The sequence below is a fragment of the Amycolatopsis nigrescens CSC17Ta-90 genome, from assembly GCF_000384315.1.
GTDB classification, from domain to species: domain Bacteria; phylum Actinomycetota; class Actinomycetes; order Mycobacteriales; family Pseudonocardiaceae; genus Amycolatopsis; species Amycolatopsis nigrescens.
In genome coordinates, this window is sequence record NZ_ARVW01000001.1 from 2,980,379 (window position 1) to 2,993,807 (window position 13,429).

General features: G+C 71.4%; 14 protein-coding genes. 1 reads left to right on the plus strand and 13 read right to left on the minus strand.

Annotated elements, in window-relative coordinates:
* The first annotated feature begins 36 nt into the window (after positions 1-36).
* Positions 37-981, plus strand: a complete 945-nt coding sequence (locus AMYNI_RS0113760) for an HAD family hydrolase (RefSeq protein WP_020668600.1) — start codon at positions 37-39, stop codon at positions 979-981.
* A 108-nt stretch (positions 982-1,089) separates the two neighbouring features.
* Here the strand turns inward: AMYNI_RS0113760 and AMYNI_RS0113765 are convergent, their stop codons facing one another.
* The 13 genes from AMYNI_RS0113765 to AMYNI_RS0113820 form a co-directional block, all read right to left on the minus strand.
* Positions 1,090-2,157, minus strand: a complete 1,068-nt coding sequence (locus AMYNI_RS0113765; RefSeq protein WP_020668601.1) for a lysophospholipid acyltransferase family protein — start codon at positions 2,155-2,157, stop codon at positions 1,090-1,092.
* Positions 2,154-3,203, minus strand: coding sequence for an NAD-dependent epimerase/dehydratase family protein (locus tag AMYNI_RS0113770; protein ID WP_020668602.1), 1,050 nt, complete (start codon positions 3,201-3,203; stop codon positions 2,154-2,156). The genes AMYNI_RS0113765 and AMYNI_RS0113770 overlap by 4 nt, the downstream gene beginning before the upstream one ends.
* A gap of 241 nt (positions 3,204-3,444) precedes the next feature.
* The gene (locus AMYNI_RS48145; RefSeq protein WP_017986394.1) at positions 3,445-3,546 is read right to left on the minus strand and encodes a 30S ribosomal protein bS22; all 102 of its coding nucleotides are present in this window, start codon (positions 3,544-3,546) and stop codon (positions 3,445-3,447) included.
* A 159-nt stretch (positions 3,547-3,705) separates the two neighbouring features.
* Positions 3,706-3,921, minus strand: coding sequence for a helix-turn-helix domain-containing protein (locus AMYNI_RS0113775; protein WP_020668603.1), 216 nt, complete (start codon positions 3,919-3,921; stop codon positions 3,706-3,708).
* 200 nt (positions 3,922-4,121) lie between these two features.
* Entirely contained in the window at positions 4,122-4,928 is an 807-nt protein-coding gene (gene proC / locus AMYNI_RS0113780) for a pyrroline-5-carboxylate reductase (protein WP_020668604.1), read from the minus strand.
* 29 nt (positions 4,929-4,957) lie between these two features.
* Positions 4,958-5,770: a thioesterase family protein gene (locus AMYNI_RS0113785; RefSeq protein ID WP_020668605.1), complete on the minus strand. Its 813-nt coding sequence runs from the start codon at positions 5,768-5,770 to the stop codon at positions 4,958-4,960.
* Positions 5,771-5,775: 5 nt separating this feature from the next.
* Positions 5,776-6,702 carry a proline dehydrogenase family protein gene (locus AMYNI_RS0113790; protein WP_020668606.1) on the minus strand — a complete coding sequence of 309 codons (927 nt, stop codon included), beginning with the start codon at positions 6,700-6,702 and terminating at the stop codon, positions 5,776-5,778.
* A gap of 105 nt (positions 6,703-6,807) precedes the next feature.
* A complete protein-coding gene (locus AMYNI_RS0113795; RefSeq protein ID WP_020668607.1) occupies positions 6,808-7,605 on the minus strand; it encodes a sugar phosphate isomerase/epimerase family protein in 798 nt (265 codons plus the stop codon).
* Positions 7,606-7,616: 11 nt separating this feature from the next.
* Positions 7,617-9,308 (minus strand): hypothetical protein, encoded by a 1,692-nt coding sequence (locus AMYNI_RS47755; RefSeq protein WP_026360429.1) that lies wholly within the window; start codon positions 9,306-9,308, stop codon positions 7,617-7,619.
* 99 nt (positions 9,309-9,407) lie between these two features.
* Positions 9,408-10,433 (minus strand): Ppx/GppA family phosphatase, encoded by a 1,026-nt coding sequence (locus AMYNI_RS0113805; RefSeq protein WP_020668608.1) that lies wholly within the window; start codon positions 10,431-10,433, stop codon positions 9,408-9,410.
* A 36-nt stretch (positions 10,434-10,469) separates the two neighbouring features.
* Entirely contained in the window at positions 10,470-11,159 is a 690-nt protein-coding gene (locus AMYNI_RS0113810; RefSeq protein WP_020668609.1) for a response regulator transcription factor, read from the minus strand.
* Complete coding sequence (locus AMYNI_RS0113815; RefSeq protein ID WP_020668610.1) at positions 11,156-12,412, minus strand: sensor histidine kinase; 1,257 nt, start codon at positions 12,410-12,412, stop codon at positions 11,156-11,158. Before AMYNI_RS0113815 ends, AMYNI_RS0113810 begins: the two co-directional genes overlap by 4 nt.
* 153 nt (positions 12,413-12,565) lie before the next feature.
* On the minus strand, positions 12,566-13,411 hold the full coding sequence (locus AMYNI_RS0113820; protein ID WP_020668611.1) for an oxidoreductase: 846 nt from the start codon (positions 13,409-13,411) through the stop codon (positions 12,566-12,568).
* Positions 13,412-13,429 lie beyond the last annotated feature (18 nt).

The following is a 13,429-nucleotide window of genomic DNA, read 5'->3' on the forward strand; positions in this document are numbered from 1 at the left end:
CTCGCTACCCTGTGCTTCAGACGTCCGGTTCGCCGGATGAGATGGGAGAACCTGGAGGCGGTGTGCGTGTCACCGTGGCGTGGCAGGGATAAGGGACAGGAACTCGAACGGCTCGCCGCCCTGGCCGGTGAGGCGTCGGCGGACGCTGCCGTCGCGATGGAGTCCGCCAACCTCCCGGTGCCCATCATCGAGCCCGCCTCACCGCCGCCGCCACCGGATCTGACCGCGGCCGCGTTCTTCGACGTGGACAACACCATGATGATGGGCGCGTCGATCTTCCACTTCGCCCGTGGACTGGCTTCGCGCAAGTACTTCGCCACCTCGGACCTGGCCGGGTTCGCCTGGAAGCAGGTGAAGTTCCGGGTCGGCGGCCGGGAGGACAAGGACACCGTCAGCTCGGCCCGCGAGCAGGCACTGTCCTTTGTGGCCGGCAAGACGGTGAAGGAGATCATCGAGGTCGGCGAGGAGATCTACGACGAGCTGATGGCGGACAAGATCTGGTCCGGCACCAGGGCGCTCGCGCAGATGCACCTGGACGCCGGGCAGCGGGTCTGGCTGGTCACCGCGACCCCGGTGGAGCTCGCCGGGATCATCTCCCGGCGGCTCGGGCTGACCGGCGCGCTCGGCACGGTTGGCGAGAGCGTGGACGGGGTGTACACCGGAAAGCTGGTCGGCGACCTGCTGCACGGCAGGGCGAAGGCGCACGCCGTGCGCGCGCTGGCCTCCCGCGAAGGGCTGGACCTGCGCCGCTGCACCGCGTACTCGGACTCGCAGAACGACGTGCCGATGCTGTCCGCGGTGGGTACCGCGGTGGCGATCAACCCGGACGCCGGGCTGCGCGAGGTCGCGCGGGCCAGGGGCTGGGAGATCCGTGACTTCCGCACCGGCCGCAAGGCAGCCAAGATCGGCGTCCCCTCGGTGCTCGGCGCCGGCGCGCTCGCCGGTGCCGTCGCCGCCGGCCTCGCCTACCGCCGCCGCTGACCGTTTCGCCCGCCCGAGCCCAACGTGACGTTCGGCTCGTTCTATTGGCCAAACGTCACGTCGGGCCGGTCCGCCGGTTGGTGAATAACCGCCGCATGTGCGCGGTGCTCAGTCGCGGAAGACGCCGCGGCGCTGGGACAGGCGGTGGTAGAGGGTCTGCTGGATGGACTCGCGGACCTGGTCGGTCAGGTTGAACACCAGCATCGGGTCGTCCGCGTCCGCCCCGGCTTCCTCGGGCTGGATCGGCGTGCCGAACTCGATGTGCCACTTGGTCGGCAGCGGCACCGCACCGAGCGGGCCGAGCAGCGGGAACAGCGGCGTGATCGGGAAGTACGGCAGGCCGAGCAGCCTGGCCAGCGGCTTGAAATCGCCGATCTTCGGGTAGATCTCCTCGGCGCCGACGATCGAGCAGGGAATGATCGGCACCCCGGCGCGCAGCGCGGCCGCGACGAAGCCGCCCCGGCCGAAACGCTGCAGCTTGTACCTGGCGGCGAACGGCTTGCCGATGCCCTTGAACCCCTCCGGCCACACCCCGACCAGCTCACCGGCGCGCAGCAGCCGCTCGGCGTCCGCGTTGCAGGCCAGCGTCTGCCCCGACTTGCGGGCCAGCGCGCCGACGAACGGAAGCTGGAAGACCAGGTCCGCGCCGAGGCCGCGCAGGTAGCGGTGCTCGGGGTGTTCGTCGTGCACCGCCACCGCGGTCATCAGCGCGTCCAGCGGCAAGGTGCCGGAGTGGTTGCTGACGATCAGCGCGCCGCCTTCGACGGGCAGGTTGTGCACGCCATGCGTCTCCACCCGGAACCACTTCCGGTACACCGCGCGAAGCGGGGGCAGCAGCAGGGTCTCGGTCAGCTCCGGGTCGAAGCCGAACTCGTCCACCGCGTAGTCGCCGGTCAGCCGGTGCCGCAGCACGGTCAGCGCGTGCACCAGCGCCTCGGGCAGCGAGTCGGGTACCTGGTCCGGGTCGGGCGCGGCGGCGGGCACGGGGAAGCTGACCACCGGCGCGTCCTGGCGTCGCGCGGCCTCCTCCACCTCGACCGGCCGCTCCGGCCGGCCGACCTGTTCGGCGCCCGGCTTCTCCCGGCCGGGGCCGTGCAGTGGGATGACCCGTGCTTCGACGGTGGTCGCCACCTTTTTCGCCTCGCTTCCCTTCCCGGTGTCCCGCATCGCGTTCATCTCGTACTCGCCTGGCCGGTCGCCGCGGCGATCAGCACCTTGCCGGCGAGGCCGGCGAGCCGGTCGCCGTCCAGCACCGGGCGCAGCCCGCGGCCCTGGACGTAATCGTCGAAAGCCTCTTTGGTGGTCCACCTCGGCGTGTAGCCGAAGACCTCCTTCAGCCGCGTCGTGTCCACCACCCGGCCGAAGTTGAGCAGCCGGACCTGGTCCGCGGAGAAGTCCACCACCTTGGCGCCGCGCAGCACCTTCGCCACCGAAGGCACCACCCCGCGCGGCACCGGCAGCTCGACCCGGCCGGCCCGCCGGATGGCCTGCGCCAGCGCGATCACCCCGTCACCGCCGACGTTGAACACCCCCGGCTTGTCGTGCAGCGTCGCCTGTTCCAGCACCTCGAGCGCGTCGGAGGAGTGCAGCAGCTGGATCCGCGCGTCGTAGCCGAGCACGGTCGGCACCACCGGCAGCGCGAAGTACCTGGACAGCACGGTGTCCACCTCGGGCCCGATGGTGTTGACGAACCTGGCCATGGTGACCGTGATGTCGGGGCGGCGCCGGGTCAGCCCGCGCACGTACCCCTCCATCTCCACCGCGTCCTTCGCGTAGCCGCTGGACGAGGCGGGAATGAGCTCGGAGTCCTCGGTGAACACCGCAGGTGAGCGCGCACCGGCGCCGTAGACCGCAGCGGTGGACTTGACCACCAGCTTCTGCACCTTGGGCGAGCGCTGGCAGGCGGCCAGCAGCCGCATGGTGCCGATGACGTTGACCTCTTTGATCGCCATCCGCCTGCCGGGCCCCGCCGGGTGCGCGGTGGTGGAGGCGTGCACCACGGTGTCCACATCGGCCGTGCTGATCACCTTGGCGATAAGCGGGTTCCGGATGTCGGCGCGGACGAACTCCGCGTGCCCCATCCGTTGCAGCACCTGCTTGGCCGGCGGGGTGGTGTCCACCCCGATCACCCGTTCGAACTCCGGGTTATTGCCCAGCCTGGCCAGCAGCCTGCCCCCGAGTTCACCGCCGACTCCGGTGACGAGCACGATGTTGGACGGCATTCGACCCCCTGTGCGGGTGTGTCGGGTGCCCGGCAACGCGACCGGGCGCTGCGTGCACGAACTTGTACTTGAGGTGGTCGACTGAACGCACCCGGAATGCTACTCCGCCCGACGCCGGTCTCGCGCTGCCCGGCATGACGTCTTACCTGCTATTAACGCAGGTCACCTGCTGTATGCGTGCAGGTCACTCGAATGGCGGCGGCCCGTCCAGTAGCTGGACGGGCCGCGGCGAACGCTGGACTTACTTGCCCTGCTTCCTGCGCTGCATACGAGTACGACGAAGCAACTTGCGATGCTTCTTCTTGGACATGCGCTTGCGGCGCTTCTTGATCACAGAGCCCACGGGTGCTCCTTCTCGTCGTCGGTCACGCTGCCCGGCGCAGCGTCCAACGGGTGGAGCGCACAGGCACGAGCGGTACTCCAGGTTACCCGCGAGGTCCTGGAGTACCCGCAGTGGGGGCCGCGGGGCTGCCCGTTTTCCCTGGCGGCACCGCGCCTGTGCTCAGCCCACGTCGAAATAGGCGCCCTCGAGATAGCTGTGCACTGCCTTTTCCGGTACCCGGAACGACTTGCCGACCCGGACGGCCGGCAGCTCTCCCGAATGCACCAGACGGTAGACGGTCATCTTGGAGACCCGCATCAGCGTGGCCACCTCGGCGACCGTCAAGAACTGGACCTGCCCTACCGCGGGCACGTCCTCCTTCTTGTTCGGCGACATAGTTCACCGCGTCCTTCGACACGTGTCGCGCCACGAGGCTTCCCCACCTGTGGTACCGACACGCACGTGCTCTACGCGAGAGTACTGGTGCGGATGGGGCTAATGCGACGGCTGGCCCCAAGATTGGCCCTTACCAGCGACAACGCAACCGCGACGAGACCTGCCCGATGCGGTCGGCACCGGATATCCAGGCCGGATATTCAGTCGTGGGCCTTGCCCAGCTCCACCGAACGGTCGCGGGCGGCCTCGATCGCGCCGAGCATCGCGGCCCGCACGCCGTGGTTCTCCAGCTCGCGGATGGCGTTGATGGTGGTGCCGGCCGGGGAGGTGACGGCCTCCCGCAGGGTCACCGGGTGCTCGCCGGTCTCGGCCAGCATCTTGCTCGCCCCGACCGCCGACTGGATGATCAGCTGCGACGCGACCGCGCGCGGCAGGCCGAGCAGGATCCCGGCGTCGATCATGGCTTCGACCAGGAAGAAGAAGTACGCCGGGCCGGAACCCGACAGCGCGGTGACCGCGTCCTGCTGCGCCTCCGGCACCTCGACCACCTTGCCGACGCAGGTGAGCAGCTCCTCCACCAGCGCCATGTGCTCGGCGGTCGCGTACCGGCCCGCCGAGATGGCGCTCATCGCCGCGCCGACCACCATCGGCGTGTTCGGCATCACCCGCACCACCGGCACGCCGTCGGCCAGCCGCCGCTCGTAGAGCGCGGTGGGCAGGCCCGCGCACAGCGACACCACCAGCGACTGCGGCCCGAGCAGCGGGGCCAGCTCCGCCAGCACCGGGTCGATGTCCTGCGGCTTGACCGCGACGACCAGCACGTCGGCGCGGCGGGCGGCCTCGGCCACCTCGGCCGAACGCACGCCGTAGCGCTGGGTCAGCTCCTCGGCCCGCTCCGGATGACGCTCGGTGAACAGCAGGTCGTCCGCGCGCCGTCCGCCGTGCAACAGCCCGGACAGCAGCGCTTCCCCGATCTTCCCGGCCCCGAGTACCGCGATCACGCTCATCCGCTCAGCGTGCCAAACCGGCCGGCGGCTCAGGGCGCCGGGGCGAGCGCGAGCTGCCTGGCCTGGCAGACCAGCCGCCCTGCCGAGTCCACCACCACGGCGTCGGAGTCGAACCAGGACTCCTGCACCGACCGGCTGTCCACCTGCACCCGCATCCAGCCCGGCGCGGGCCTGGTGCGCAGCAGCGCGGTCAGCTGGACGGTCGGCGCCCAGCCCAGCCTGCCGAGGTTGAACACCACCGGCGGGTTGACGTCCGCGGCGAGCAGCGCGAAGAACGGGTCCGGGCTGCCGTGCCGCGGCCGCACCCACAGCCGGATCCGCGGCGGCTCCCCGGTCCGGCCGGACAGATAGCCCACGGTCGACTGGTCGAGCCGGACGTCGCAGCCCTTCGCCAGGTTGAAGGCGCCTTCCCCGGTGTCGCCGCTGACCGTCACCGCGTTCGCCGGCGGCTCGGCCGACATCGGCGGCAGCTCGGACCAGTCGGGACGGCGGGTCGGCAGCCTGCCGGTGGTCACCCGCGCCTCCACGCAGCTGCGGCCGCGCTGCTCCAGCACGACCGCGACCACGGTGGCGCGCCTGCCCACCTTGCGCACGTCGGTGCGCAGCAGCACCGGGCCGACCGCGGGCGGGCGGAGGAACTCGGCGCTGACGGCCAGCGGGTCGGCCGATGGCTCGCCGCGTTCGCCGAGCATCACCAGCGCCGACTTGGCCAGCAGCGCGAGCAGGAACCCACCGTGCGGGTGGCCGCCGATGGACCACTCCGGCCGCAGGTCCGCGGTCAGGGTGCCGTCGCCGAGCGACCGCACCGCACAGGCCGCGCCGAAGGACGCGGGATCATCCAAGGTACTCACGAACGGCTGGCCAGCGCGCGCAGGAAAAAGGCGGTGTTGGCTGGCCGTTCGGCGAGCCGGCGCAGCAGGTAGCCGTACCACTGCTCGCCGTAGGGCACATACACGCGCACGGTCTCGCCCTCCCCGGCAAGTCGGCGCTGCTCCTCCGGCCGGACACCGTGCAGCAGCTGGTACTCATACGTTCCCGCCGCCCGGCCGTACCAGCGGATCCGCTCGCCAAGCACCGCGATCAGCCGCGGGTCGTGGGTGGCGAACATCGGGTAGCCCTCGCCGGCGAGCAGCCGGTTGGCGCAGCGGACGTAGGCGAGGTCCACGTCGTGCCGGTCCTCGAAGGCGATCCCGGCCGGTGCGGCATACGCGCCCTTGCAGAGCCGGACCCGTGAGCCGGCACCGGTCAGCCCGGCCAGGTCGTGCTCGGTGCGGCGCAGCGCGGACTGCAGCACCGCGCCCACCGACGGCCAGGTGTGCCGCAGCTCGGCCAGCACCCGCAGGGTGGCCTCGGTGGCGTGGTGGTCCTCCATGTCCAGGGTGACCGTGGTGCCGCACTGCTCGGCCGCGGCGCAGATCCGCCACGCGTTGTCCACCGCCAGCTTCTCGTCCAGCGCCAGTCCGGTGGCGGACAGCTTCACGCTGACCTCGGCCCGGCCGGAGAGCCCCTGCGCGTGCAGCTGGTCGAGCAGCCGCAGGTATGCCTGCACGGTCCGTTCGGCCTGCGCCTTCTCCAGGACGTCCTCGCCGAGGTAGTCCAGGGTGGCGTGCAACCCGTCGGCCGCGAGTCTGCGGACCGCCTCCACGGCGTCCGAACAAGACTCACCGGCCACGAAACGCTCGGTAAGGCCCTTGCTCCCCGGGGTGGCCAGCACGGCACGACGGATCACGTCGCTACCGGCGGCGGCCAGGATCAACGAGCGCAGCGGGTTCACGGCGGAAACTTTACGGGTTCACAAATCGGAAAAGCAGCCGCCTGGCCGGTCACTGCCGGTCAGACTGCCGGTCGGCGAAATAGGCAGGACAGCCGGCGGCCCTGATCACTGACCAAGGTGGAACCTGGCGAACAGCAGCGCCTCGGCCAGGTCCTTGGCGCGGCGGACCGGTTGCGGGGAATGCCGGGTGCTCACCTCGAGCACGATCTGGCCGCCGAAACCGTTCGCGGACAGGGATTCCAGCAGTTCGGCGCACGGCTGGTCGCCACGCCCCGGCACCAGGTGCTCGTCCTTCGGAATTCCGCTGCCGTCGGCGAGATGCACGTGCGTCAGCCCGTCCCCCATTCGCGCGGCCAGCGCGAGCGCGTCCATCCGCGCCGCCGAAGTGTGCGACAGGTCCAGTGTGTAATGCCGGTAGCCGACGTCGGTGGGATCGATCGACGGCCGGAACGCGGACACCCTCGAGTTCCGGCCGCCGCCGGGCGGGCGCACCTTGAACATGTTCTCCACCGCGATTTCGATCCCGCTGCGCTGTTCCAGTTCGGCCACCAGATCGGCGAAACCGTCGCCGTACCGGCGCTGCCAGCGAAACGGCGGGTGCACCACCACGGTGCGCGCGCCGAGTTCCAGCGCAGCCTCCACGCTGCGCCGCAGCCGTACCACCGGATCGGGTGACCACACGCGCTGGGTGATCAGCAGCGACGGGGAATGCACCGAAAGCACCGGCATCCCGGTGCGCCGCGAACAACGGCGCAGCGCCGCCACGTCCTGGCTCACCGGATCGGTCCAGACCATTACCTCGACCCCGTCGTAGCCGAGGTCCGCGGCCAGCTCGAAACCGGTGTTCGCCCGCAACGGCCACACCGAGGCCGTGGACAGTCCGATCGGTACCGATCCGGTCACCCGCGCCGGTCCTATCTGGACAACAACAGCAGGGCGGCCGGCGAAACGGTGACCACCAGGCCGACCAGCACGGCGAGCACGGTGGTCTGCAGATCGTCCGCGCGGCGGATCTTCCGCACGATCCAGACCAGACCGACGATCACCACCAGCGCGCCGATCAGCGCGGCCGCCGGGATCCGGCCCCACAGCCAGTTGAAGCCGAGCCACACCGCGGCACCGCCGACCACGCCCGCGGCCAGCTGTGCGGCCATCGCCGCCCACTGCTTGCCGGGCGACGGTTCGTCCAGTTCGTCCGGATGAACCTCGTCGGCCGCCGCGTCGACATCGGACGCCGGGTCCCGGTCGAAATCGTCGAGCGGTTCGTCCTCGTAATCGCTGTATTCGCTGTATTCGCCGTATTCGTCCTTGACCAGATCCTCGTCGGACAGTTCGTCCCGCAGGTCCGCGGCGAGGTTCTCGTGATAGCCGGTCGGCGGCAGGTCGTCGTCGTCGATCTCGCCCGGATACCCGGGCCCGGCCGGGGGGTAGGGCTGGTTGCCCGGCGGCACGGCGTAACCGCTGCGTGCCTGCGGCGGCTCGTCGTCAAGGTCGTCCAGGTCGTCACCGCCGACCGCCGGCATCACGCCGACCTGGGTGTCCTCGCTCTGCGCCTGGCGACGGCGCTGCCGCCAGCCGGCCAGGCCGGCGGGTGGCTCGTCCAGCTCCGGGGCGTCCTGGTCGTCGCCGACCGCGGCGAACTGCTCGGTGTGCGGCTCTTCCTGCGGTGGCTTGCGCGGCGGCCGCGGCCTGCGCGGACGGCGCGGCGGCGCGGGGAAATGCCCGCTGCCCATCGGCGGCGGGCCTGCCTCCGGCGCCTCCGGCTCGGCGGCGTTCAGCCCGTCCAGCCGCGCGGCCAAACCGCCCGGCGGAGGTGGCGGAGGCGGTGGGGCAGCCTGGGGCGGCGGAACCGCGCGCGGCGGCCTGGCCGGCGCGATACCGGCGCGGGTGTCCTCGGCGTCCGGTGACGCCGGTGGTGGCTGGCGCGGTCCCCTCGGCCGCGGCGGACCCGGACGGCCGGGGTCGTCCTGCGGCTCCGGCATGGGGAACGCGCCCGACTCCTGCGGCGGCTCGGGGCGGCGGAAATGCCCGGAGTCGTGCACCGGCGGTGGCGGGCCGGCCGGCGGACGGCGCATCGCGGCCGAATCCTGCGGGCGCTGCAGCGCACCCGAGTCCTGAGGCGGACGCGGCATCGCGCCCGAGTCCTGAGGCGGACGCGGCATCGCGCCGGAATCCTGAGGCGGACGCGGCATCGCGCCAGAGTCCTGCGGGCGGGGTCGACGCAGCGGCCCGGAGTCGTTCGGCTGTGCCCTCGGCCGCGGCGGTTCCTGCGGCTGGGGCGGCTGGGCGTTCGGCGGTTGCGGGGGCGCGTCCGGGCGGCGGAAGTGCCCGGAGTCCTGGGGCTGGCCGCCCGGCAGCCGCCGGGCGCCGGCGGGCCGGTTGGCCGGTGGCGGGGTCCCGCCGTCGCCGGTGACCCTGTCGATGATCGCCTGCGGTGCGGTGTCGCCGATGCCCCGCTCCCGGCTCGGCGGATCGGTCGCGTTCGGCTCGTCGTCCTCGGCAGCACGGCGGTGCCGGCGGCGTCCACCGTCGACCGAGGCGCCGTGTTGGGCGAGTAGCTCGGCCACGGTCTTCTGTGGCTGCTCGCCTCCGCTGTCTCGCGTCATGCTGATCTGTCCAAAAAACGCATAGAAGACTCACCTGTGGCAGCACGTGTCGGCACGCAGCACTGGTTCACCACCGACTCCCGCATGTCTGTCACCCCTTCACCGTGCCCGTTGCCCGTCGTACGCGTCCAGCGCGCTGCTGTCACCGGTGGCCGGGCCGCGCCGAACCGCAGGTTTTCCCGGTGCAGTCTGGTCGGTCCCGTTCGCCCGGTCCAGTCGTCGCAAAATCACACCCTCTCGCAGCGCCCACGGGCAAATCTCGAGCTCTTCGAGTGACAACGCTCGCATCGTGGCCTGTGCCACCAGCGCCCCGCCGACCAGCTGGTGCGACCGGCTCGAACTCACTCCTTCGAGTTCGGCCAGGTCCGGGGCGGTCATCCGGGAGACGAACGCGATCAGCTGGCGAAGTGCGGTGTCGGTGAGGGTACGGCGTACCCGCTGGCCCGCCGCGGAGGGCGCGGCCCCGGTCAGTCTGGCCAGCGAACGAAAGGTTTTCGAAGTGGCGACCACCCGGTCGGGCTTGCCGACCTTCGCCACCTTCTTGGCCAGCCCGGACAGCTGGTCCTCCAGCCAGGCCGAGGTGGCGACCAGCTCGGACCTGGTCGGCGGGTCGTGCTCGAACCGGGTCCTGGTGATCCGGCCCGCGCCGAGCGGCAGGGACTCGGCCAGTGCCGGCTCCTCGTCCATGCCCATCGCGACCTCCAGCGAGCCGCCGCCGATGTCCAGCACCAGCAGTTGCCCGGCGGACCAGCCGTACCAGCGCCGGACCGCGAGGAAGGTCAGCCTCGCCTCGTCGGCGCCGGAGAGCACGCGCAGCTCGACCCCGGTCTCTTCGTGCACCTTGCGCAGCACCTTGCCGGCGTTCTGCGCCTCGCGGACGGCCGAGGTGGCGAAGGCCATCACGTCCTCGCAGCCGAGCCGGGCGGCCGCCGCCTTCGCCGACTCCACCGCGCGGACCAGGTCCTCGGCGCCGGCCTTGCTCAGCTCACCGTGCCTGGTGATCTGCTCGGCGAGCCGCAGCACGGTCTTCTCCGAATGCATCGGCGTCGGGTGCGCACCGCGATGCGCCTCCACCACGAGCAGGTGGACGGTGTTCGAGCCGACGTCGAGTACCCCTAGGCGCACAAGGGGCCAGCGTACCCTCCGGCTGGAATGGCCCGGCTACGTTTCGAACTTGTAGCCGAGGCCGCGGACGGTGACCAGGTGCCGCGGTGAGCCGGGATCCGGTTCGATCTTCGAGCGCAGCCGCTTGACGTGCACGTCCAGCGTCTTGGTGTCGCCGACGTAGTCCGCGCCCCAGACCCGGTCGATCAGCTGGCCGCGGGTGAGCACCCGGCCGACGTTGCGCAGCAGGTACTCGAGCAGGTCGAACTCCTTGAGCGGCAGGGAGACGTCGCCACCGTCCACGGTGACCACATGCCGCTCGACGTCCATTCGCACCGGTCCGGCGGCCAGCACCAGCGGCGCCAGCTCGCCGTCGGCGCCCGGCTCACCGCCGCGGCGCAGCACCGCGCGCACCCGCGCGATCAGCTCCCGCGCCGAGTACGGCTTGGTCACGTAGTCGTCGGCGCCGAGCTCCAGGCCGACCACCTTGTCGATCTCGCTGTCCCTGGCGGTGACCATGATCACCGGGACCGCGGAGCGCTGGCGCAGCTGCTTGCACACGTCCGTGCCGCTCATCCCCGGCAGCATCAGGTCCAGCAGGACGATGTCCGCGCCGTTGCGGTCGAACTCCTCCAGGGCCTGCTGCCCGGTCGCGGCGACGGCGGCGGTGAAGCCCTCCTTGCGCAGCAGGAAGGCCAGCGGGTCGGCGAACGACTCCTCGTCCTCCACGATGAGCACCCTGGTCACAATTTTCCTCCATGATCGGGGCTGTCCTGCCCGGTCGCCACGAGTCGGGGTATCCGCTCGGGGGTCTTCTCCTGCTTCACGTCCGGTTTCGACGCGGGCGGGGCCTGCTTCTTGACGGCACCGTTCTCGGGGTCGGCCTCCGGGCCGAGGTGCGCGGGGATGCGCAGGGTGAACGTGGAGCCGGTGCCAGGACTGCTCCACAACCGCACTTCGCCGCCGTGGTTGGCGGCCACGTGCTTGACGATGGCGAGGCCGAGCCCGGTGCCGCCGGTGGCCCGCGAACGGGCCTTGTCCACCCGGTAGAACCGCTCGAACACGCGCTGCTGCTCCTCCTCCGCGATGCCGATCCCGCGGTCGGTCACCGCGATCTCCACATGCGCGTCCACCAGCCGCCTGCTGATCGAGACCGGGCTGCCCGGCGGCGAGTAGGCGACCGCGTTCTCCAGCAGGTTGGACAGCGCGGTGACCAGCAGCGTGCGGTCGCCCTCCACCAGCAGCGAGCTGGCCGAATCGGTGGTCACGTTGATCTCCGCGGACTCGGCGGAGAGCTTGCTGCGGCCGAGCGCCTCCCGCACCACCGCGTCCACCTCGACCACGTTCAGATCGGGCAGCCGCTCGGCGCCCTGCAGCCTGGACAGCGCGATCAGCTCGGTGACCAGCTGGCCGAGCCTGGTCGACTCGCGCAGGATCTTGCCGCCGAACCGGCGGACCTCCTCGGTGTCGTCGGCGGCGTCCAGCACGGCCTCGGTGAGCAGCGCGATCGCGCCGACCGGGGTCTTCAGCTCGTGGCTGACGTTGGCCACGAAGTCGCGGCGGGTGGCCTCCAGCCGCACCACGTCCGAGTGGTCCACGGCCTCCACCACGGCGAACCCGTCGTTGAGCGGGCGGACCTCGCCGAGCACCGCCTCCGGCTGGCGGCCGCGGGCCTCCAGCGGCGACAGGTCGATCTCGACCGGGTCGCCGGACTCCACCACCTGCTCGGCGGCGATCCTGGCGCGCGGGTCCGCCTGGTTGTCCCGGACCAGGCCGAGCGCCTCGGCACGCGGGTTGTGCAGCACCACGTCGCCGAAGCCGTTGAGCACCACCACGCCGTTGTTGGACAGCTGGACCAGCCGCTGCAGCAGCTCGGCCACGGTGGGCCCTTCCGGGGGTCGCTCGGCCCGGCGCCGTCCGGCGCGGGCGAGCAGGAAACCGGCGATCGCACCGGCCACCAAAGCGGCGACGGCCAGTGCGATTGCGGCGAGCACGGTCACGGGGGAATCGTAAGCGCGGAGGTAGCCTGTTGGCCTAGTCCTGGAAGCCCAGTCGTGACGGCTGTGACACCTTCAGGGCACATGTTCGCCCTCGATTCAGGCCTCGTTCACGTACTGGTTGCTCTGCGTCGTGAAATCCCCTGACGAGGCTCATCAGATCGGGTCGAGTCGGGCCAGGTCCTCTTCGGACAGCCGCAGCGCGCCGGCGGCGACGTTCTCTTCCAGATGTCCGAGGTCACCGGTGCCCGGAATGGCCAGCACGTTCGGCCCGCGGTGCAGGGTCCAGGCCAGCAGCACCTGCGCGGCGGTCACCCCGTGCTTCGCCGCGACCTCGGCGACCCGATCGTCCGGCTGCCCGCTGGTCACCGCGAAGAACGGTACAAAAGCGACATCCTGTTCGGCGCAGCTCCGGACGAACTCGTCGTCCTCCCGCCGCGCGTGCAGGCCGTACTGGTTCTGCACGCAGACCACCGGCGCGATCGCGGTCGCCTCGGCCAGGTGCTCCGGGCTCACGTTCGAGATGCCGAGGTGCCGGATCAGGCCCTCCTCGCGCAGCTCGGCGAGCGCACCGAACCGGTCGGCCAGCGAGCCGGTGCCGCGGTCGAGGTTCATCCCGATGCGCAGGTTGACCACGTCGATGTGGTCGCGGCCGAGCTGGCGCAGGTTCTCCTCGACCTGGCCGCGCAGCTGTTCCGGGGTGGCCTGCGGCAGCCACTCCCCGGACGTGTCCCGGTGCGCGCCGACCTTGGTGACGAGCACCAGGTCCTCCGGGTACGGGCGCAGCGCCCGGTTGATCAGTTCGTTGGCCGACTGCCGCGCGGAGAAGTAGAAGGCGGCCGTGTCGATGTGGTTCACGCCCAACTCCACCGCCCGCCGCAGCACGTCGACCGCGTGCTCGCGGTCCATCAGCCGCATCGCGCCGAAGCCCATCCGGTTGACCGTGCGGTCGCCGAGCCGCCAGGTGCCGGCGGCCGACGCGGAGATCGTTTCTGTCGTCATGCCCCCAGGCTGCGCACG

Bases quoted from the DNA above. Each gene is read 5' to 3' on its own strand.
- AMYNI_RS0113770 (WP_020668602.1), bottom strand. From the start codon at position 3,203: ATGCCGTCCAACATCGTGCTCGTCACCGGAGTCGGCGGTGAACTCGGG.
- AMYNI_RS0113820 (WP_020668611.1), bottom strand. From the start codon at position 13,411: ATGACGACAGAAACGATCTCCGCGTCGGCCGCCGGCACCTGGCGGCTC.
- AMYNI_RS0113760 (WP_020668600.1), top strand. From the start codon at position 37: ATGAGATGGGAGAACCTGGAGGCGGTGTGCGTGTCACCGTGGCGTGGC.
- AMYNI_RS0113765 (WP_020668601.1), bottom strand. From the start codon at position 2,157: ATGAACGCGATGCGGGACACCGGGAAGGGAAGCGAGGCGAAAAAGGTG.
- AMYNI_RS0113775 (WP_020668603.1), bottom strand. From the start codon at position 3,921: ATGTCGCCGAACAAGAAGGAGGACGTGCCCGCGGTAGGGCAGGTCCAG.
- AMYNI_RS47755 (WP_026360429.1), bottom strand. From the start codon at position 9,308: ATGACGCGAGACAGCGGAGGCGAGCAGCCACAGAAGACCGTGGCCGAG.
- proC (WP_020668604.1), bottom strand. From the start codon at position 4,928: ATGAGCGTGATCGCGGTACTCGGGGCCGGGAAGATCGGGGAAGCGCTG.